Below are 19635 nucleotides of genomic sequence, written 5' to 3'. Positions count from 1 at the left end.
CGCTGCCCGCGACGCGACGGGCCCGCCCCGGGAAGGGACGGGCCCGGGTGCGGGTCTGCGCGGTCAGGGCGCCTGGGAGGCGACCACCACCGCGTCCGGCGGGGTGTCCGGGACGGTACGCGCGGCCAACCGGCGGACGGCGGTGTTGAGCACCGCGATCAGCGGCACCGCCACCAGCGCGCCGGTGATGCCGGCCAGCACCACGCCGGCCGCGATCCCGATGATCACCGCGAGCGGGTGGATGGCCACCGCCCGGCCCATGATCAGCGGCTGGAGGACGTGGCCCTCGACCTGCTGCACCCCGATCACCGCACCCAGAATGATCAACGCGGTCACCGGGCCGCTGTCGACCAGCGCCACCAGCACCGCCACGACACCGGAGAGCGCGGCGCCGACGATCGGGATGAACGCGCCCAGGAAGACCAGCGCGGCCAGCGGGAACGCGAACGGCACGTCGAAGATGACCAGGAAGATGCCGATGCCGACCGCGTCGATGAAAGCGACCAGCACCGTGGCCCGCACGTACGCGCCGAGCGTCGCCCAGGAGGCCCGGCCGGCGTCGTCGACCTTCCAACGGGCGGCCACCGGCAGCAGCCGGACCAGGAACCGCCAGATGTTGTTGCCGTCACGCAGGAAGAAGAAGGTGGCGAAGAGCACCAGGACGGTGCCGGTCAGCACCTCGGCCAGGGTGCTCGCGGTGGCGAGGGCGCCGCTGGTGAACTTCTCGGTGTTGCCGTTCACCCAGGCCTGCGCCTCGTCGATGTAGCGCTCCAACTGGCCGTCGGAGAGGTGCAGCGGGCCGGTCTTGAGCCAGTTCTGGATCTGCCGTACGCCCTGCGACGACTTGTCGCTCAGCTGCGGCACGCCCTGGATGAACTCGTTCACCACCAGGGTCAGCGTGCCGACCACCGCCGCCAGGCCGCCGACCAGCACCACGGCCGTCGCCAGCGACCGGGGGAAGCGCGCCCTGAGCAGCCAGCCGACGGCCGGCGCGAGCAGCGCCGAGAGCAGCAGCGCCACCGCCAGCGGGATGATCACGATGCTGATCGTGCCGACGATCTTCAGCACCGCCCAGGTGACCACGCCGATAACGATCAGCCGCCACGACCAGGCGGCGGCGATCCGCAGCGCGTGCGGCACGTCCGCGTCGTCGCGGCTGCTGGTCGAGTTGTGCATCGCGGCGGGCGGCTCCGCGCCGACCACCGTCGCCGACCTCGGCGCGGCCGGCCCGGGGGACGCCGGCGAGGCGACCCGGGCCTCCTCGGGTACGTCGGCGGCGGTGGAACGACCGGAGCGCACCGACTCCCGCCCGGACTCGTACGCGCGGCGGAGCCGACCGCGTACCTGCTCGAAGCGGCTCAAGCGCACCTCCTCAGGATGAAACCGGGCCGCCCAGGACGACGGTCCGGACAGGGTACGTCCGACAGCGACACCGTAGGGCAGTTCCGCCACACATTGCCCCCGCCCAGCACCGCTCAACCGCGGCGACGAGCGCCCCCGGGCACGCGGTAGCGTCTTCGCGTGACCGCCGATCAGAACCTCGACTCCGGCCTGCCGATCCGTCTGCTGCACGACCGCGTGCTGGTGCGGGTGGAGGGCAGCGAGGGTGAGCGCCGCTCCACCGCCGGCATCGTGATCCCGGCCACCGCCGCCGTGGGCAAGCGGCTGGCCTGGGCGACCGCGGTGGGGGTGGGGCCCAACGTCCGCGCGATCGTCTCCGGTGACCGGGTGCTCTTCGACCCCGACGAACGCTCCGAGGTCGAGCTGCACGGCCGGGGGTACGTCCTGCTGCGCGAGCGCGACGTGCACGCCGTCGCCGCCGAGCGGGTGGAGGTCGAGTCCACCGGCAACACCGGCCTCTACCTGTAGCCGATCACCGGTCGACGGCACCGGCGTGCCGTCGTTTCACCTCGACCACTGGCCGCGCCGTTTGGGCTTCCTGTCGAGGGGAAGCCAGGCCCCAATCAGGGGCCCTGGGGAGGGACGATGCCGGAATTAGTGAGGAAGCTTTTGTTCTGGGGCTTCATCGCGTTCCTGATCTTCTTCATGGCGTTTCGGCCGGACGGGGCGGCGCAGATGTTCAAGGGAATCGGCGCGGGCCTGATGGCGATCTTCCAGGGCCTCGGTGACTTCATGACCAGCCTGATGACCTGACCACCGTGCGCCGCCTCCGCACCGGCGACGCCTGGCGCGGGTCAGGGCTGCCTGGGCCCCCACGGCGCGGCCGGGGACGGGCCGTACCAGGGGTGGCCGGCCGGGAGCGGCGGCGGGGCCAGCACCACCGGGATCGGCACCACCGGGGAGTCCGGGGCGTCCACCGCCCGCCGCGACCCGTCCGGGAAGCGCAGGTGGTAGCGCTGCCCGTCCCAGACCCCGACCGGCGCCTGCGGGTCACGCCCGACGAAGAACGCCCGGTACGCCGCGATCGCCTCCAGCAGTTCCCGCTCCTCCCGGACGGTGCGCTCGCGGTCGGCCGCCTTGCGGTCCAGCCCCCGGCGCATCCCGTCGCGCAGCAGCGCCAGCCGGGTGGCCGCGAACTGGTAGCCACGCATCGCCCGCAGTCCGGCGTCGCCGCCGACCCGGCGGGCCCAGACCCGGGCGGCGTGCCGCCGGCCGAGGCTGCCCAGGGCCGCCACCTCCGGCGGGCTGAGCCAGCCGGCCCGGACGTAGTCCGGCAGCGTCCGCTCGGTGAGCCGCCCCTCCCAGGCCCGCAGCCAGACCGCGAAGCCGACCATGCCGAAGAAGATCGGCACCATCAGCGCGACCATGCCGTACATGAAGATCACCAGCTCGCCGGTGGCCTGCACCAGCGTCGGGATCAGGTTCCAGGTGCCGTGCAGCATCATCGCCAGCAGCAGGCCGGCGGCCGGCGCGAGGAACCGCACCCGGCGGTCCGCCGTCCGGGCGGCGATGCCCAGCCCGACCCCGGTCATCGCGGTGAACAGCGGGTGGGCGAAGCCGAAGAGCAGGATCCGGGTGATGAAGATGGCGAACACCTGCCGGAAGCCGGTGGCCGGGCCCCACTGGTCGGCGCCCGTGGCGTACCCGTAGCCGCCCAGGTAGAGGATGTTCTCCACCATGGCGAAGCCGACCGCCGAGAGCCCGCAGTAGACCAGGCCGTCGGTGATGCCGGACCACTCCCGCCGCCGGAAGACCAGCAGCAGGATCGGGCCGAGCGCCTTGGTCAGCTCCTCGATGAACGGCGCCACCAGCACGCCGGTGAGCGCCTGCGGCAGCCCCCAGTCCTTGAACAGCCCGGCCGCGGTCTCGTTGACCGTCAGCGAGGCGGCGGTGGAGACGAACGCGCCCCAGGCGAAGCAGAAGATCAGGTACTTCAGCGGCTCCGGCTCGTACCGGTCGAGCCAGAGGAAGCAGGCGACCAGCACCGGCACCGGCAGGATCGCCGCCACCAGGCCGATGAGCAGTGCCTCCAGCCCGAGGTTGGAGCCGAGCACGAAGAGCATGTAGACCGCGCAGGCCGCGATCAGCAGCACCACCCCGGCCAGCGCCAGGACCCGTCGCCAGCCGAGCCGGCGCAGCGGCATCCGGGGCAGGGCTCCACCCGACGGCGGCGGGAGGGCGGGCGCGAGCGGCGGCGGCGCGGGCGAGCCGGGCGGGGTGTCGGCCATGCGGTCAGCGTAGTCATCTCCGGTCCACTGGTCCGGGCGCATCGGTGGTGGTTATGCTGCGGTCAGGTCACGAGCGCCAGCGTCAAGCCCCGGCTTGCTGGCCGGCAACCCTCGTCGAGGTTCGCGGTGGGGTGCCCCGGGTGATGACCGGGCCCGGCCCGATCCGTGTGCTGGGCAAGCGCGGACCCCGTCCCGGTGTGCCCACACCCGGGGTCCCTGGACCCCGGAGGCCCACCATGACCCTCACCCTCGTACCGCCCGCCCCGGCCACCGTCACGCCGGCGTCGACCGGGCCGGATCCGCTCGGCGTGCTCGGCGTACCCGGGCAGATCAACCTGGACCACGCCGCCAGCGCACCCTGCGCACGGGCCGCGGCCGACGCGGTGGCCGAGCTCCTGCCCTGGTACGCCAGCGTGCACCGCGGCGCCGGGGCGCTGTCGCGGCGCTGCACCCTGGCCTACGAGCGGGCCCGGCAGACGGTCGGCGACTTCTTCGGCGCCCGGCCCGACGACCACGTGGTGTTCACCCGCAACACCACCGACGCGCTCAACCTGCTGGCCAGGGCGCTGCCCCCGGGCACCACGGTGGTCACCTTCGCCGGGGAGCACCACGCCAACCTGCTGCCCTGGCCGCGCGGCTCGGTCCGCCTGCCGGTGCCGGAGAGTCCCGCCGGGGCGGTCCGGGCGCTGGACGCCGCCCTGGCCGAGCTGCGCCGGGGCGCCACGTCCGGGCTGCCGGTGCTGGTCGCGGTGACCGGGGCGAGCAACGTGACCGGCGAACGCTGGCCGGTGGCCGAGCTGGCCCGGGTGGCCCGCCGGCACGCCGCCCGGATCGTGGTGGACGCCGCCCAGCTCGCCCCGCACGCGCCGGTGGACGTCGCCGCGCTGGACGTGGACTACCTGGCCGTCTCCGGGCACAAGCTGTACGCCCCGTTCGGCGCGGGGATCCTGCTCGGCCGGGCGGACTGGCTGGACGCCGCCCCGCCGTACCTGGCCGGGGGCGGCGCCACCAGCCACGTCGGCGCGGCCACCCACGAGGTGCGCTGGACGACCGGCCCGGCCCGGCACGAGGGCGGTACGCCCAACCTGCTCGGCGCGGTCGCCCTGGCCGCCGTCTGCGCGGCGCTGGCCGGGGCGGACCGGGCGGCGCTGCACGCCCACGAGCAGCGGCTGGTGGACCGCCTGCGCGACGGGCTCGCCGCGCTGCCGGACGCCGTCGAGCTGCGCACCTTCTCCCCCGAGGCGCCCCGGGTGGGCATCGTGTCGTTCGTGCTGGCCGGCCGGGACTCCGCCGAGGTGGCCGCGTACCTGGCCGGGGAGCACGACATCGGGGTGCGCGACGGCCTGTTCTGCGCGCACCCGCTGGCCCGGCGGCTGCTCGCCGAGGCGGCGGCGCGCGCCGGGCGGGACGACCTGCCGCCGACCGCGCTGCGGGCCAGCCTCGGGCTGGGCAGCACCGTGGCGGACGTGGACCGGCTGCTGGCCGCGCTGGCCGCCCTGCACTGAGCCCAAGCGCGCGGGAGCTGACCCGCCGGCGCTCAGGCGGGACCGGTGCGGGCGGGGTTCAGCCGATCGGCGGGGCGGTGGGGGGCCTCGAGGTGCCCTGCCGCTCCGCCGGCTCGCCGGCCGGCTTCTCCTGGTCGCCGAAGGACCTCCGGACCAGCCGGTTCGCCTCCTCCTGGTCGATGCCGGAGGCGACCAGGAGGTCGCTGGCGGTGGTACGCACCTGGGCGACCACCACGCTGCCGGAGAAGCCGACGCCCTCCGCGTAGGCCCGGCCGGCCTCGCTGACCGCGCGCAACGAGCGTTCCCGGGCCTTCTCCGGTTCCTCACCGACGGCGAACTCGTGCCGGAGCAGGCGCACCACCTCGGCGAGGTGGGCCACCGCGTCCGGCAGCGGATCCGGCACCGGCTCCTCGTCCTCGATCATCGTGACGGCGCGCCGGATCAGGGTGCCGCTGTTGCGCATGGCCCGGTCGATCGGGTCGGCGGCCTCCGCGTAGTGGGTCAGCTCGCTGCGCCGGTGCCAGCGGGCCGGTGAGAGGGTGCTGGTCTCCTTCGCACCCTCGATCGCCTCGCTGAAGTTGGCCAGCTCCTCCTTGTTCTCGCGGAGCCGTTCCAGGGCCCGCTGGGCACTGCCGCGGTCCCGGTTGCGCAGCGCCTCGGCGGTGATGTCGAGCTGGGCGGCGAGCAGGTCCAGCGCCGGCCGGGCGGCCCGGTTGATCACGCGTAGCGGGTTCAGCGGCAGCAGGATCGCCGTCACCAGCAGGGCGATGCCGCCGCCGATGAACGCATCGATGAAGCGGGGTATCTCCAGGTCCTGGGTGGAGGGGCTGAGCGTGACGATCAGCACCGCGGTCGCCGCGGCCTGGATGACGATGGCGACGCTGGCGCCGAAGAAGATGGTCAGCAGGATCGCCGAGGTCACCACCAGGCCGAGCTGCCATCCCCCGGTACCGAGGAAGTAGATCAGGACGTCGCCGAGGAAGACCCCGACCGCGACCCCGATGATCAGCTCCACCGTGCGGCGCAGCCGCTGGCCGACCGAGGCGGCCAGGGTGCCGACCGCCGAGATCGGCGCGAAGACCGGCTGCGGATTGTTCAGGAACTCGTGGGAGACGACCCAGGCCAGCGCCGCGGCGACCCCGGCCTGAAGAGCGAGGCCCAGAGCCATCCGCACCCGGTGCAACCGGTCGTGCAGGGTGGCGCGGCTGCGATGCCGCAGCTCCTCCACCGCGTCGGCGATGCGCATCGAGTCGACGTCGGACTCACCGTCGCGCCGGCCGAGCCGACGCCACAGCGGTAGTCGTCGGTCCCGGGCCACGGCCATGGCCGGGACTACCCGTACCGGCGCGGTTCATCCCCGCCCGCTCGGGCAGACTCGGCGAGGTGACGGAGCTGATCGACCGCTGGCGGATGGCCGCGCGGGACGCCGGCGCCCCGGACGGGCCGGCGCTGGTCCGGGCCGGCGAGGAGTTGCTGGCCCGATGGCGGGAGCCACAGCGGCGCTACCACACCGTGCGGCACCTGACCGCCGTGCTCGACGTGGTCGACGGGTACGCGGAGCTGGCCGACCGGCCGGACCTGGTCCGGCTGGCCGCCTGGTGCCACGACGCGGTCTACGACCCCCACGCGGCCGGCGAGGCCAACGAGCGGGACAGCGCCGCGCTCGCCGGCACGCTGCTGACCGCGCTGGGGCTGCCGGCCGCCGCGGTGGCCGAGGTGCGCCGGCTGGTGCTGCTCACCGCCGGGCACGCCACCACCGCCGGCGACCGGGACGGCGCCCTGCTCTGCGACGCCGACCTGGCGATCCTCGCCGCACCCCGGCAGGAGTACGACGCGTACGCCGCCGCGATCCGCGCGGAGTACGCGCACGTGCCGGAGCCCGACTTCCGGGCCGGCCGGGCCCGCGTGCTGACCGCCCTGCTCGCGCTCCCCGCCCTCTACCGGCTCCCCCCGCTCGCGGCCCGCTGGACCGACCCGGCCCGCGCCAACCTCACCCGCGAACTCGCCACCCTCGCCTGACCTTCCGGCCCGGCCACCCGGCGGCATGATCCACTCCCGGTTCGCGGCGGGTCGCGGTCTCCGCGCGGCCGGACACCGCGACACGCCGCGAACCGCGGCGGCGCCGGGCCGGGGCGACGGGGGTCAGCGGGCGGGGCGGGTCAGGTGTTTGGGGCGGCGCAGGCCCGCGTCGCGGAGCAGGCGGACCAGCTCCCGGCTCGGGACCACCCGGGCCCCGAGCCAGACGGCCATGGCGAAGCGCTCGGCGGGGATGTCGTAGTGGTCGCGGTCGAAGCCGCGCCGGGGTGCGCCCAGCGCCTCGGCGAAGGCGTGCAGCTCCGCAAGGGAGACGTCGCTGATCAGGTGCGACCAGAGCCGTCCCCGCGACGGCCAGGCGGGCCGGTCCAGGTACAGCATGGCGGCCAATCTAGCCGCCGGTTAGCCTCTCCCGCATGGCCGGATCCCCCCTCCTCGACGACCTGCGTGCGGCGCTCGGCGACGACGCCGTCCTCACCGACCCCGATCTGCTCCGGATGCACCAGCGCGACGAGGCGGACCTGTGCCCGGCCGGTACGCCGCTGGTGGTGACCCGCCCGCGCGACACCGGGCAGGTGGCCGCCGTGGTCCGGGCCGCCGCCCGGCACGGCGTACCGGTGGTGCCGCAGGGTGCCCGGACCGGCCTGGCCGGCGCCGCGAACGCGATCGACGGCGCGGTGGTGCTCAGCACGGTGGCGATGGACGCCATCCTGGAGATCGACCCGGTGAGCCGGATCGCCGTGGTGCAGCCCGGCGTGGTCAACGCGCGGCTGGCGGCGGCGGTGGCCGAGCACGGCCTCTACTACCCGCCGGACCCGGGCTCCTGGGAGTCCTCCACCATCGGCGGCAACGTCTCCACCAACGCCGGCGGCATGTGCTGCGTCAAGTACGGCGTGACCACCGAGTACGTGCTCGGCCTGGAGGTGGTGCTCGCCTCCGGCGAGGTGCTGCGCACCGGCCGGCGCACCGCCAAGGGGGTCGCCGGCTACGACCTGACCCGGCTCTTCGTCGGCTCGGAGGGCACCCTCGGGGTGCTCACCGAGATCACCGTTTCGCTGCGCCCGGCGCCGGAGGAGTCGCTGACCATGGTGGCGGTCTTCGGCTCGACCGCCGAGGCGGGCACCGCGGTGGCGCAGATCGCCGCCCGGGGGCTCACCCCCAGCCTGCTGGAACTGCTCGACCGGACCCACCTGGCGGCGATCGAGGCGTACCGGCCGATGGGGTTGCGGACCGACGCGCAGGCGCTGCTGCTGGCCGCCGCGGACACCGGCGCGCGGGCGGCGGACGACCTGGCCCGGCTGGCCGAGGTGTGCGAGGCCGCCGGCGCCGAGGAGGTGTACGCGGCCACCGACGCGGTCGAGGCGGCCGCGCTGCTCCAGGCCCGCCGGCTGGCGCACCCGGCGATGGAGAAGTTCGCCGCGGACGCCTTCCCCGGCGGCAACGGCGGTCTGGTGATCGACGACGTGGCGGTGCCGCGCGGCTCGCTCGCGGCGTTGCTGGACGGGGTGGCGCGGATCGCCGAGGATTGCGACGTGCCGATCGGCGTCGTCGGGCACGCCGGGGACGGCAACATGCACCCGAACATCGTGGTGGACCGGGCGGACCCGGCCAGCCTGGAGCGCGGCCGGCGCGCCTTCGACGAGATCATGCGGCTGGGCCTGGACCTCGGCGGCACCTGCACCGGCGAGCACGGCGTCGGGCTGCTCAAGCGGGACTGGCTGGCCCGGGAGATCGGTCCGGTCGGGGTGCGGGTACACCAGGCGATCAAGGCGGCGCTCGACCCGGCCGGGCTGCTCAACCCGGGCAAGGTGCTCTGAGGCGCGGGGCCCGCCGCTGCCCGGGGGCGGGTCAGGCGGTGGGCTCGGCGGGGGTGGCCTGAGTGAGCAGCAGCAGGATCTCGTTGGCCACCGGCGGCCGATCCTCGCCGGGGCAGTCCTGCGAGGTGATCAGGCCGGCCGAGGTGAGCAGGCTGGAGGTCAGCGCGTCGATGCAGCTGACCCGGTAGCGGCGGGCCTCGTCGGTCTCCTGACGCAGGCGCGGGTCGGCGAGCAGGTCGTGCAGCCGCTTCACCTGCTCGGGGTCGAGGCTGCCCGTCGAGGTCACCCCGTCGCCGGCGCAGTCGTCGCACTCCCAGTGGCCGTCCGGCTCGACGTTGAGCGACCGGAGCGGACCGTCCTGACCGAGCTTCTGTACCAGGCTGACCCGGTTGGCCGCTCCGGCGCCGGGGGAGGCCGTCGCCGCCGCGGCCTTGTCCGGTGTGGAGTCCGTGCCCCGGTCGAACACCGAGCAGGCGGTGAGGGCGATCGTCAGGACGGCACCGGCGCAGACCATGAGCATGCGTGACCACTGGTTGGGAACCACGCGCCGGAACTTACCCCACCGTAGGTAGCGACCGGTACCCGCCGACCGGATGGGCATCGATGGGTGTAACGGTCGGTCAACGGGACGAGGTGGGCAGCCCGGCGCTGTCCCCGTCGACGCCCCGGTCGGCGGCGAAGCCCCGCACGTCCGGCGCGCCGAGCCGGGCCGCGTCGGCGGTGGCGTCGTCCGGCATCAGCTGGGACTCCCGCTCCGCCTCGACCCGGGCCTGGTAGTGGGTGATCTCGCGCTCGCGGGTGGCCGCGTCCCAGCCGAGCACCGCGCCCATCAGCTCCGCGGTGTGCCCGGCCGATTCCAGGCCGCGATGGGTGGTCTCGAAGGAGATCCGGGTACGCCGGGTCAGCACGTCCTCCAGGTGCAGCGCCCCCTCGGCGCGGGCCGCGTACGTCACCTCGGCGGCCAGGTACTCCGGCGCGCCGGCCAGCGGCGAGGCGAGCAGCGGGTCGGCGTCCACCAGGGCCAGCAGCTCCCGGGTCAGCGTGCCGTACCGCTCCAGCAGGTGCTCGACGACGCCGACCGGCACCCCGTGCCGGCGGGCCAGGTCGGCCCGGTCCCGCCACATGGCCTGGTAGCCGTCGGCGCCGAGCAGCGGCAGGTCGGCGGTGCGCGAGGGGCGACCGCCGCCGAGCCGGCGGACCGCCCGGTCCACCACGTCGGAGGCCATCACCCGGTACGTCGTGTACTTGCCGCCGGCGACCAGGAGCAGCCCCAGCATCGGCTCGAAGACGGCGTGCTCGCGGGAGAGCTTGGAGGTGGAGTCCGCCTCACCGGCGAGCAGCGGGCGCAGCCCGGCGTAGACGCCCTCGATGTCCGCCGTGGACAGCGGCCGGTCGAGCACCGTGTTGACCTGATCGAGCAGGTACTGGATGTCGCGGGCGGAGGCGGACGGGTGGGACCGGTCCAGCCGCCAGTCGGTGTCCGTGGTGCCGATGATCCAGTGCCCGCCCCACGGGATGACGAAGAGCACGCTGGTGGCCGTGCGCAGGATCAGCCCGGTCTCGCCGGTGATCGCCGAGCGGGGGACGACCAGGTGCACGCCCTTGGAGGCCCGCACCCGGATGCCGGGGCGCAGTCCGACGTCGTTGAGCATCCGCGACATGTCGTCGCTCCACACGCCGGTGGCCCCGATGACGGTGCGCGCGCGTACCTCGAACTCGGCGTCCGGCGAACCGGCGGGTGCCTCCAGGTCGCGGACCCGGACCCCGGTCACCTCGCGGGCCTGCCGGATCAGCCCGACCGCGCGGGCGCTGCTCACCACGGTCGCGCCCAGGCTGGCCGCGGTGCGGGCCAGGGTCACCACCAGCCGGGCGTCGTCGACCTGGCCGTCGTAGTAGCGGATGGCGCCGGCCAGCGAGTCGGCCCGCAGGCTGGGGAAGATCCGGCGGGCGCCCTCGCGGGTCAGGTGCCGGTGCAGCGGCATCCCCCGCCCACCGCCGAAGACCCCGGCGAAGGCGTCGTACGCGGCCACGCCGGCACCGTAGTAGGAGCGGCGGAACGCCCGGGCCGGCAGGTCCCGCAGGCCACGGCCGGCGGGCAGCGGCACCAGGAACGGCACCGGCCGGACCAGGTGCGGAGCGAGCCGGGTGGCGAGCAGGCCGCGCTCGGTGAGCGCCTCGTGGACCAGGTGGAACTCCAACTGCTCCAGGTAGCGCAGGCCGCCGTGGATCAATTTGCTGGACCGGCTGGAGGTGCCGGCGGCGTAGTCGCGGGCCTCCACCAGGGCCACCTTGAGCCCCCGGGAGGCGGCGTCCAGCGCGGCGCCCGCCCCGGTCACCCCACCACCGATGACCAGCACGTCGAACCGTTCGGACCGGAGGCGGCGCAGGTCCGCGGCGCGGCGCTCCGGGGAGAGCTGGCCGGCGGCGGATCGGGTCACGTTGGGGTCGCGCACGGGTCCACCGTAACCGCCCGGGGCCCGGGCAGCAGGTCCTGTCCCCCGCCAGGGGCAGGGAGAGGCATTGATCACCCACCGCGCGACGGGGTTCGCGCGATCCGGGCACGCCGGGACGGCACGGACGTCCGGGGGCGGGTCGGGCGTCGTACTGTTTCCGGATGCGGCCCGAGCCACCTCCCACCGGAAGCGACGGGACCACCCGGTCCGCCAACCCCTGGGCGGTGGTGGCGGCCGTGCTGGCGGGCGGCTGGACGGTGGCGACCACCGTGCTGCTCCAGGTCGCCGGCTGGTCCGTCGACCAGGTACGGCTCGCCAGCGGGCTGGACCGGTGGCCGTGGCTCTGGCCGGTGGTCTCCCTGGCCGGCGTCCTGCTGGTCGGCCTGCCGGCCCTGCTGCTGGCGCTGCTCCCCCGGTCCCCGGCGCTGCGGGGCACCGGCCGGGCCTGGCTGGCCGGAGCGCTGGCGCTCGGCGCGCTCGGGGCGCTGCGTGCCCTCCCGCCGGTACACCACGAGCTCTACCTGGCGGCGCTGGCCGCCACCGCCGCCGGGCTGGCCCTGGTCGCCGCCCGGCTGCCGGCCCGACGCCGCGCCCTGCCCGACGGATCGGGGGGCGAGCCCGGGCCGGCCACCCCCGCTGCACCAGGGGGCGAGCCGGAGCCGGCGACCACCCCCGATGCACCGGACGGCGAGCCCGGGCCTGCGGCCACTCCCGACGCACCGGACGGCGCATCCCACACCGGGCGGCGGGCGAGCGCCACCGGCGGGACAGGCGGCCGCTGGCCCGATCCAGTCACCCTGCTCGCGGTGGCCGCCGGGCTGGCCCTGCTGCTCCCCTGGGCCTGGCTCGGCGCGCTGGGCGGCCTGCTGGAGACCGTGCTCGCCGCACTGGCCGCGGCGGCGCTCGGCGCGCTGGCCGGGGTGCTGCTCGACGGGCGGTTCTGGTGCCGGCTCGGGGGCGGCGAGCCACCCGGGCCCGCCCGGCTGGTGTTCCTCGGCGGGCTGGTCGGCGGGGTCACCCTGCTGCTGTTGGCCGCCGGCACCGGCCAGTCCGGGGCCCAACTGCCCGCCCTGCTCGCCGTGCCGCCGGTCGCCTTCACCCTGGCCGCCCTGTACGCGGCCACCCGCCAGGCCGGCACCCGGGCCGTAGCACCGGTCCGCTGGCTGGTCGGCCTGGCGCTGTTCGGCCCGCTCGCCCTGGCCGACCCGGAGGAGGTCTCGGTCCTCCTGGCCACCACCCGCGACGTGCCGTTCTGGGTGGCCGCCGCCGCGGTCGCCGGGCTCGGCGTCGCGGTCCTGCTCGCCGTCGGGTACGGCGTCCTGCTGGCCCGGCCCCGGGCGGTCACGCCCAGCCGGCGGGTGGCCGTGCTGGCCGCCGGCGTGCTGCTGGCCGCGGTCGGGGTGGTCGACGTGGTCCCCGGGCAGCCCGGGCTGCACGGCGAGCGGCTGCTGGTGGTGCTGCGCGAGCAGGCCGACCTGACCGGCATCCCGGCCGGTACGCCGGGCCGGGCCGGTCGGGACGCGCGCGCCGCCGAGGTGTACCGCCGGCTGGTCGCCACCGCCGAGCGGACCCAGGGCGACCTGCGCCGGAAGCTGTCCCGGCTGCGCCTGAGCCCGAGGCCGTACTACCTGGTCAACGCGATCGAGATCGACGGCGGTCCGGCGGTGCGGGCCTGGCTGTCGGGCCGTCCCGAGGTCTCCCGCGTGCTGCTCAGCCAGCGGGTACGGCCGTTGCCCGCCCCCGCCCCGACCACCTCCGGCAACGCGCCGGCGCCGGCCGGCCCGGCCTGGAACATCCGGCTGCTCGGCGCCGACCGGGTCTGGTCGGAGCTGGGGGTGACCGGTTCCGGCGTGGTGGTCGGCAGCTCCGACTCGGGGGTGGACGGCCGCCACCCGGCGCTGGCCGACGGCTTCCGGGGCGGCGACGACTCCTGGTACGACCCGTGGGACCGCACCCGCTCCCCGAACGACGCGGGCGGGCACGGCACCCACACGGTGGGCAGCGCGGTGGGTCGGGACGGCATCGGGGTCGCCCCGGGCGCGCGCTGGGTGGGCTGCGTCAACCTCGACCGCAACCTCGGCAGCCCCGCGCACTACCTGGACTGCCTCCAGTTCATGCTGGCCCCCTTCCCGTCCGGCGGGGACCCGTTCACCGACGGCCGTCCGGCGCGCGCGCCGGACGTGCTGACCAACTCCTGGGGCTGCCCACCGATCGAGGGGTGCGACCCGCGGGCGCTCCGGCCCGCCGCCGACGCGCTGGCCGCCGCCGGCATCCTGGTGGTCGCGGCGGCCGGCAACACCGGCCCGTACTGCGGCTCGATCGCCGACCCGCCCGCGCCGTACCCGGACGTGTTGACCGTCGGCGCGGTGGACCGGAACCGCCGGGTGACCCTCTTCTCCAGTCGCGGACCGGCCCCGGGCGGCGCGGCCAAGCCGGACGTGCTCGCCCCGGGCGCGGGCGTGCTCTCCGCGATGCCGGGCGGCGGCTACGCCACCCTGGACGGCACCTCGATGGCGACGCCGCAGGTGGCGGGCGTGGTGGCGCTGATGTGGTCGGCGAACCCGGCGCTCGTCGGCGACCTGGAGCGCACCCGCCGGATCCTGCGGGAGACGGCGAGGCCCGCGCAGCCGAGCTACCGCTCCCGCGCACCGCAGGACGCCTGCGGCGGGGACGCGAACATCACCGGTGCGGGCCTCGTCGACGCGTACGCGGCGGTGCGGGCGGCCCGGGCCGGCTGATCGGGTCTTGCGCCCACCCGTGGTGGTTGATCTAGGGTCGGCCACCATGGAGTTCACCCTCGCCGACCTGCCCGCCGACCGGGTCCCCGCCGTCGTCGCGCTCTGTGGACGCGCGCTCGACCTGCCCGAGGACGCCGCCGAGGCGGAGTCCGTGGTCACCGCCCTCTGGCCCCGGGCCGCGGCCGACCGGACGGTGCTGGCGGTCGGGGCGTACGCGGGGGACGAACTGGTCGGGGTGCTGATCGGATCGGTCTCGGCGGCGGAGGAGCGCCTCGGGCACGTGGACCTGCTGGCCGTCGCGCCGCAGTGGCGGCGCCGGGGGGTCGGCCGGGCGCTGGTGGCCGAGGCGGAACGGCGGCTCGCCGGCCTCGGCGCGGCCGAGCTGCTGCTGGCCGGGAACCCGCCGTACTACGCCTGGCCGGGCATCGACGTGCGGTACACCCCGGCGGTCTGCCTGGCGCTGGCGCTCGGCTACCGGCAGGACCGTACGGCCTGGAACATGACCGCCGACCTGTCGTACGACGGGTCGCCGGCGCTGCGCACGACGGAGCCGGCGGAGGCGAGGCTGGCCGGCCAGGGCGTGTCGGTACGCCGGGCGGAGCCGGCGGACCTGCCGGCGCTGGCCGCGTTCGCCCGCTCCACCTTCGGCGGCGCCTGGGACGGCGAGCTGGCCGGCTCGGTCGGCCGCGCCGACGCAGGCTGCCACCTCGCGGAGCGGGACGGCGAGATCCTCGGCTTCGCGGCCTGGGGCTCGTCGCGGCCGAGCTGGTTCGGGCCGATGGGCACCGCGCCGGCGGCGGCGGGCTCGGGCATCGGCGGGGTGCTGCTGCGCCGCTGCCTGCGCGACCAGCACGAGGCCGGGATCAGCGCGGCGCAGATCGGCTGGGTGGGCCCGGTGCCGTTCTACTCCGGCAGCGCGGGCGCCCGGATCGAGCGGGTCTTCTTCCTGTACCGCCGCACGCTCTGACGGCCCTGCCGGCCGGACGGGCGCGGCGCGCGCCCCGGGAAAGACCGCGAGATATCGATAAACGGGCGAATGGGATATAGACCCTGATAATGCCATTCGCCCGCATGTGCGATGGCCGCCCCCTACCGTTTCGGTAGAGGAGGCGACCCATGACCACGGACGACGAACAGACCGACGATCCGGTGCCCCGCACCTGGGCTCCGGTCGGCGACCCGCCCATCGCGGTGCCGTTCGACCGGCGGGACTACGGCGACGCGGAGCAGCTCGCCGAGATGACCGGCGTCGACGAGCCGGAGGCCGAGGAGCTGGTGACCGTGGTGGACGAGCCGGTCGCCATCCGCCCGCCGTACGACCGGGCGCAGAAGCGGCGTAACCAGCGCAGCCTGCCCTGAGGAGACGGAAAGGGGCGGACCGCTCGCGCGGCCCGCCCCTTTCGGCGTTGGTGGAGCTGGACTCAGAAGTCCATGTCCCCGCCACCCGGACCAGCCGGGGCGGCCGGGGTCTTCTCCGGCTTGTCCGCCACGACGGCCTCGGTGGTGAGGAAGAGCGCCGCGATCGACGCGGCGTTCTGCAGCGCCGAGCGGGTCACCTTGGCCGGGTCGATGATGCCCGCGGCCAGCAGGTCGACGTACTCGCCGTTGGCGGCGTTGAGGCCGTGGCCCGGCTCGAGGTTGCGGACGTGCTCGACGACCACGCCACCCTCGAGGCCGGCGTTGACGGCGATCTGCCGCAGCGGGGCGTCCAGCGCGATCTTGACGATCTGCGCGCCGGTCGCCTCGTCGCCGGTCAGGTCCAGCTTGTCGAAGGCGGTCTTGCCGGCCTGCACCAGCGCGACGCCACCACCCGGGACGATGCCCTCCTCGACGGCGGCCTTCGCGTTGCGGACAGCGTCCTCGATGCGGTGCTTGCGCTCCTTGAGCTCGACCTCGGTGGCCGCGCCGACCTTGATCACCGCAACACCGCCGGCCAGCTTGGCCAGGCGCTCCTGCAGCTTCTCGCGGTCGTAGTCGGAGTCGCTCCGGTCGATCTCGGCCCGGATCTGGTTGACCCGGCCCTGGATCTGCTCGGCGTCGCCGGCACCGTCGACGATGGTGGTCTCGTCCTTGGTCACCACGACCTTGCGGGCGCGGCCCAGCATGTCGAGGCCGACGGCGTCCAGCTTGAGGCCGACCTCCTCGCTGATGACCTGGCCACCGGTGAGGATGGCGATGTCGGCCAGCATGGCCTTGCGGCGGTCACCGAAGCCCGGCGCCTTGACGGCGACCGACTTGAAGGTGCCCCGGACCTTGTTGACGACCAGGGTGGCCAGGGCCTCGCCCTCGATGTCCTCGGAGATGATCAGCAGCGGCTTGCCCGACTGCATGACCTTCTCCAGGATCGGGAGCAGGTCCTTGACCGACGAGATCTTGCTGTTGACGATCAGGAGGTAGGGGTCGTCGAAGACGGCCTCCATACGCTCCGGGTCGGTCATGAAGTACGCGGAGATGTACCCCTTGTCGAAGCGCATGCCCTCGGTGAGCTCGAGCTCCAGGCCGAAGGTGTTGCTCTCCTCGACGGTGATGACGCCTTCCTTGCCGACCTTGTCCATCGCCTCGGCGATGATCTCGCCGACGGTGTTGTCACCGGCGGAGATGGAGGCGGTGGAGGCGATCTGCTCCTTGGTCTCGACGTCCTTGGCGAGCTTGAGCAGCTCCTCCGAGACGCTGGCCACGGCGGCCTCGATGCCCCGCTTCAGGGCGATCGGGTTGGCGCCGGCGGCCACGTTGCGCAGGCCCTCGCGAACCAGGGCCTGGGCCAGGACGGTCGCCGTCGTCGTGCCGTCACCGGCGACGTCGTCGGTCTTCTTGGCGACCTCCTTGACCAGCTCGGCGCCGATCTTCTCGTACGGGTCCTCGAGCTCGATCTCCTTGGCGATGCTCACACCATCGTTGGTGATGGTGGGGGCACCCCACTTCTTCTCGAGCACGACGTTGCGGCCCTTGGGGCCGAGCGTCACCTTCACGGCGTCGGCGAGCTGGTTCATGCCCCGCTCGAGGCCGCGGCGCGCCTCTTCGTCGAACGCGATCATCTTGGCCATACGGCGTTGTCCTCCTGGACACTCACGGGCCACCCGAGTGTTTGTGCCCCGGATGGGCCGCCTGGTGTACGCACCTTGGGACGTCGCCACCTGGCGACGACGACGTCCTTCGGCCGGGCCGGATAGCCCGCGACGACCGGCCGTGTGCCCCATCGGCGTCTCCAACGCCGCTGGAACCTTGGCCCCACCGTCCCGACCACTGGCACTCACGGTATGCGAGTGCCAATGACTTGTTTAGCACTCTCCCCTGCCGAGTGCAAGCGCACTCGGGCCGGTCAGCCGAGTTCCGCCGCCAGTTGCGCGGCGTTCACCGGCCCCTCGTGGGCCCGCTGCTCGGCGTACGCCACGACCAGCCCGACCAGCTGGACCAGGTAGACCGGGACGACCAGCACCGCGGCCAGCGTGACCACCACGACGGCGCCCACCGCGGTGCCCGGCGCCGCGAACGGGTCGGTGCCCAGCGGCGCCGTGCCGACGGCCTCCAGCACCACGCCCAGCACGCCGCCGAGGACGACCACCACCGCCACCAGCCCGACCCGGCCCAGCACCATGCCGAGCCGGTCGTGGAAGAAGCGGAACGAGCGGCCGATCGGGTTCTGCCGCTCGAAGAGGTAGACCGGGCCGGCCAGGGCGAGCGCGAAGGCGAGGTAGACGCCGGGTAGCACGCAGCAGCTGAGACCGACCGTGACGAGCAGGCCGACCAGCAGGGTCCAGCCGTACAGCCCGGGCGCCCGGCGCAGGCCGTAGCGCAGCGCGCCGCCGAGGTCGGCCGGCTCACCGGCCGCCTGCCGGGTGACCACCCAGGTGCCGGCCGCCCAACCCACGCTCTGCACCAGGTACAGCAGCAGGACGGCGACCAGCGTCGCGCCGCCGAAGGTGAGGAAGTCACCCAGGTAGCCCGGGGGCAGCGAGCCGTCGGCCGGCACCTGCGAGGACGGCTCCAGCCCGAGGGAGATGATCGAGACCACTGCGGCGGGGAGCGCCTGGGTGAGCAGCATGATCGGCAGCAGCGTGCGCCAGCCCCGACGCAGCGCGCCGGCGCACCGGGTGAACCAGCCGTCGACGCCGGCGTGCGGCGGGTTCACCAGCGGGTCGGCCGGGTCCCAGCCGCCGGCGGCCGGCCAGCCGTACGGCAGGTGGCCGGCGTACGGCGGGTAGCCCGGCGGGAAGCCGGCGTACGGGTCGGCGCCGGGCGGGTAGCCGCCGGTGGGCGGGAAGACCCAGCCCTGGTACGGGCCGGCGGGCCCGACCGGGCCGCCCGGCGCGGGCGGGTCCACGGGATCGGGTCCGGGCGGACCCGACGGGGACTGGTCGGACATGAGCACTCCTCAGCGACGGCTGGATCGGCCCACGATCTTCCCTGGTGCCCGCCCGCGCCGCTGCCCCGTGGGGGGCCGGCCGACGAGCGGAACCGGACGCGACTCAGGGGATGACGCGCACCCGCTCGGCCTGCGGGCCCTTCTGGCCCTGGGCGATGTCGAACTCCACCCGCTGCCCGTCGTCCAGCGCCTTGTAGCCGTCCATCTCGATGGCGGAGAAGTGGACGAAGACGTCCTGGCCGCCGTCGACGGCGATGAAGCCGTAGCCCTTCTCGGCGTTGAACCACTTCACGCTGCCCTGTGCCACGGTGCACTTCCTCACTCTGCGCGGCGTTCCACGACCCCGGGCCGGCGGACCGGCACCGGAGGACCACCGCTTCGGCGATCGGTGAGGGCCGCTGAATCGGTGACCGAAATCGCACGCTACACGAGGCGTGACGGCCGCGCACGACCACAAATCGGGCATATTCCGGTGCTCCGCCGACCGTCCGTCCATCGGCGGTGGTCGCTGCGGTATGCATGCGGACATGACACCTGCCCCGGCCCCGCCGGAAGCCCGGAGAGCCACCGTCCGCCGGGTACGCCCCGAGGACGCCGCCCGGATGCGGGCGCTGCGGCTGGAGATGCTCGCGGACGCGCCGCTGGCGTTCCTGGAGACCGTCGCCCAGGCCGCCGCCCGCCCGCACGCCGACTACGCGGCCCGGATCGCCGCGGTCTCCCGGGGCGACCACACCGCACAGTTCGTCGCCGACCCCGGTGGCCGGCTGGTCGGCCACGCCGGCGGCACCGTCTCCCCCGACGAGCCGGGCCTGACCGTCGTCTACGCCGTCTACGTGACCCCCACCTGGCGGGGCAGCGGCCTGCTCGCCGACCTGATCGACGGGGTGGCCGCCTGGTCCCGCGCCGCCGGCCGCCCGGAACTGCTGCTGGAGGTGGTGGTCGGCAACGACCGCGCCTACCGCGCCTACCAGCGGCTGGGCTTCACCGACACCGGCGTACGCGTGCCGCACCCCACCGTCCCCGCCATGCGCGAACTCCAGATGCGCCGCCCCGCCTGACCCCACCGGAGACATCACGCAGGGCAGCACCCCGACGA

General features: G+C 74.9%; 18 protein-coding genes and 1 riboswitch. Of the genes, 9 read left to right on the top strand and 9 right to left on the bottom strand.

The window, feature by feature from the left end; genetic code table 11:
- Positions 1–63 precede the first annotated feature (63 nt).
- A complete protein-coding gene (locus M2302_RS23635; RefSeq protein WP_348529443.1) occupies positions 64–1413 on the bottom strand; it encodes an AI-2E family transporter in 1350 nt (449 codons plus the stop codon).
- A gap of 108 nt (positions 1414–1521) precedes the next feature.
- Here M2302_RS23635 and M2302_RS23630 point away from each other — a divergent pair, with 108 nt between their 5' ends.
- Both M2302_RS23630 and M2302_RS23625 read left to right on the top strand, forming a co-directional pair.
- The gene (locus M2302_RS23630) at positions 1522–1869 is read left to right on the top strand and encodes a co-chaperone GroES (RefSeq protein ID WP_280840024.1); all 348 of its coding nucleotides are present in this window, start codon (positions 1522–1524) and stop codon (positions 1867–1869) included.
- Positions 1870–1998: 129 nt separating this feature from the next.
- Positions 1999–2154 carry a hypothetical protein gene (locus M2302_RS23625; RefSeq protein WP_179800955.1) on the top strand — a complete coding sequence of 52 codons (156 nt, stop codon included), beginning with the start codon at positions 1999–2001 and terminating at the stop codon, positions 2152–2154.
- A 41-nt stretch (positions 2155–2195) separates the two neighbouring features.
- On the opposite strand, the gene M2302_RS23620 is transcribed toward M2302_RS23625, so the two are convergent.
- A complete protein-coding gene (locus tag M2302_RS23620) occupies positions 2196–3671 on the bottom strand; it encodes a PrsW family intramembrane metalloprotease (protein ID WP_280840023.1) in 1476 nt (491 codons plus the stop codon).
- Between the two features lie 23 nt (positions 3672–3694).
- Positions 3695–3816, top strand: a riboswitch (SAM riboswitch).
- 49 nt (positions 3817–3865) lie between these two features.
- Between M2302_RS23620 and M2302_RS23615 the strand changes: the two genes are divergently transcribed.
- On the top strand, positions 3866–5134 hold the full coding sequence (locus M2302_RS23615) for an aminotransferase class V-fold PLP-dependent enzyme (protein WP_280840022.1): 1269 nt from the start codon (positions 3866–3868) through the stop codon (positions 5132–5134).
- A 58-nt stretch (positions 5135–5192) separates the two neighbouring features.
- Here M2302_RS23615 and M2302_RS23610 read toward each other — a convergent pair whose 3' ends face one another.
- Complete coding sequence (locus M2302_RS23610) at positions 5193–6452, bottom strand: FUSC family protein (RefSeq protein ID WP_280840035.1); 1260 nt, start codon at positions 6450–6452, stop codon at positions 5193–5195.
- Positions 6453–6517: 65 nt separating this feature from the next.
- On the opposite strand from M2302_RS23610, the gene M2302_RS23605 reads away from it, so the two are divergent.
- Entirely contained in the window at positions 6518–7153 is a 636-nt protein-coding gene (locus tag M2302_RS23605) for a metal-dependent phosphohydrolase (RefSeq protein WP_280840021.1), read from the top strand.
- Between the two features lie 123 nt (positions 7154–7276).
- On the opposite strand, the gene M2302_RS23600 is transcribed toward M2302_RS23605, so the two are convergent.
- Positions 7277–7549 carry a DUF4031 domain-containing protein gene (locus M2302_RS23600; protein WP_154941551.1) on the bottom strand — a complete coding sequence of 91 codons (273 nt, stop codon included), beginning with the start codon at positions 7547–7549 and terminating at the stop codon, positions 7277–7279.
- Between the two features lie 35 nt (positions 7550–7584).
- Here M2302_RS23600 and M2302_RS23595 point away from each other — a divergent pair, with 35 nt between their 5' ends.
- On the top strand, positions 7585–8985 hold the full coding sequence (locus tag M2302_RS23595; protein WP_280840020.1) for an FAD-linked oxidase C-terminal domain-containing protein: 1401 nt from the start codon (positions 7585–7587) through the stop codon (positions 8983–8985).
- Positions 8986–9016: 31 nt separating this feature from the next.
- Here the strand turns inward: M2302_RS23595 and M2302_RS23590 are convergent, their stop codons facing one another.
- Positions 9017–9529, bottom strand: coding sequence for a hypothetical protein (locus M2302_RS23590; protein ID WP_280840019.1), 513 nt, complete (start codon positions 9527–9529; stop codon positions 9017–9019).
- A 76-nt stretch (positions 9530–9605) separates the two neighbouring features.
- Positions 9606–11423, bottom strand: coding sequence for a glycerol-3-phosphate dehydrogenase/oxidase (locus M2302_RS23585; protein ID WP_280840034.1), 1818 nt, complete (start codon positions 11421–11423; stop codon positions 9606–9608).
- 239 nt (positions 11424–11662) lie between these two features.
- Between M2302_RS23585 and M2302_RS23580 the strand changes: the two genes are divergently transcribed.
- From M2302_RS23580 to M2302_RS23570, 3 genes are all read left to right on the top strand, one after another.
- Positions 11663–14176, top strand: a complete 2514-nt coding sequence (locus M2302_RS23580) for a S8 family serine peptidase (RefSeq protein WP_280840033.1) — start codon at positions 11663–11665, stop codon at positions 14174–14176.
- Between the two features lie 46 nt (positions 14177–14222).
- Positions 14223–15143, top strand: a complete 921-nt coding sequence (locus M2302_RS23575) for a GNAT family N-acetyltransferase (RefSeq protein ID WP_280840018.1) — start codon at positions 14223–14225, stop codon at positions 15141–15143.
- A 149-nt stretch (positions 15144–15292) separates the two neighbouring features.
- Positions 15293–15535: a hypothetical protein gene (locus tag M2302_RS23570; RefSeq protein ID WP_210773766.1), complete on the top strand. Its 243-nt coding sequence runs from the start codon at positions 15293–15295 to the stop codon at positions 15533–15535.
- A gap of 62 nt (positions 15536–15597) precedes the next feature.
- Here the strand turns inward: M2302_RS23570 and groL are convergent, their stop codons facing one another.
- The 3 genes from groL to M2302_RS23555 all read right to left on the bottom strand — a co-directional run bounded on the left by groL (position 15598) and on the right by M2302_RS23555 (position 18846).
- The gene (gene groL / locus M2302_RS23565; RefSeq protein ID WP_280840017.1) at positions 15598–17220 is read right to left on the bottom strand and encodes a chaperonin GroEL; all 1623 of its coding nucleotides are present in this window, start codon (positions 17218–17220) and stop codon (positions 15598–15600) included.
- 275 nt (positions 17221–17495) lie between these two features.
- The gene (locus M2302_RS23560; RefSeq protein WP_280840016.1) at positions 17496–18539 is read right to left on the bottom strand and encodes a hypothetical protein; all 1044 of its coding nucleotides are present in this window, start codon (positions 18537–18539) and stop codon (positions 17496–17498) included.
- Between the two features lie 103 nt (positions 18540–18642).
- Entirely contained in the window at positions 18643–18846 is a 204-nt protein-coding gene (locus M2302_RS23555; RefSeq protein WP_280840015.1) for a cold-shock protein, read from the bottom strand.
- A 220-nt stretch (positions 18847–19066) separates the two neighbouring features.
- On the opposite strand from M2302_RS23555, the gene M2302_RS23550 reads away from it, so the two are divergent.
- On the top strand, positions 19067–19597 hold the full coding sequence (locus tag M2302_RS23550) for a GNAT family N-acetyltransferase (protein ID WP_280840014.1): 531 nt from the start codon (positions 19067–19069) through the stop codon (positions 19595–19597).
- Positions 19598–19635 lie beyond the last annotated feature (38 nt).

It is taken from the genome of Micromonospora sp. A200, assembly GCF_029893845.1.
In the GTDB taxonomy this organism is placed as follows: Bacteria; Actinomycetota; Actinomycetes; order Mycobacteriales; family Micromonosporaceae; genus Micromonospora; species Micromonospora purpureochromogenes.
The sequence above is the reverse complement of the archived record's forward strand: the minus strand, read 5'-3'. Positions and strand labels throughout refer to the sequence as shown.

Excerpts from the sequence above, each read along its gene's own strand:
- M2302_RS23560 (WP_280840016.1), bottom strand. The coding sequence starts at position 18,539 with ATGTCCGACCAGTCCCCGTCGGGTCCGCCCGGACCCGATCCCGTGGAC.
- M2302_RS23570 (WP_210773766.1), top strand. The coding sequence starts at position 15,293 with ATGACCACGGACGACGAACAGACCGACGATCCGGTGCCCCGCACCTGG.
- groL (WP_280840017.1), bottom strand. The coding sequence starts at position 17,220 with ATGGCCAAGATGATCGCGTTCGACGAAGAGGCGCGCCGCGGCCTCGAG.
- M2302_RS23615 (WP_280840022.1), top strand. The coding sequence starts at position 3,866 with ATGACCCTCACCCTCGTACCGCCCGCCCCGGCCACCGTCACGCCGGCG.
- M2302_RS23575 (WP_280840018.1), top strand. The coding sequence starts at position 14,223 with ATGGAGTTCACCCTCGCCGACCTGCCCGCCGACCGGGTCCCCGCCGTC.
- M2302_RS23600 (WP_154941551.1), bottom strand. The coding sequence starts at position 7,549 with ATGCTGTACCTGGACCGGCCCGCCTGGCCGTCGCGGGGACGGCTCTGG.
- M2302_RS23550 (WP_280840014.1), top strand. The coding sequence starts at position 19,067 with ATGACACCTGCCCCGGCCCCGCCGGAAGCCCGGAGAGCCACCGTCCGC.
- M2302_RS23595 (WP_280840020.1), top strand. The coding sequence starts at position 7,585 with ATGGCCGGATCCCCCCTCCTCGACGACCTGCGTGCGGCGCTCGGCGAC.
- M2302_RS23620 (WP_280840023.1), bottom strand. The coding sequence starts at position 3,671 with ATGCGCCCGGACCAGTGGACCGGAGATGACTACGCTGACCGCATGGCC.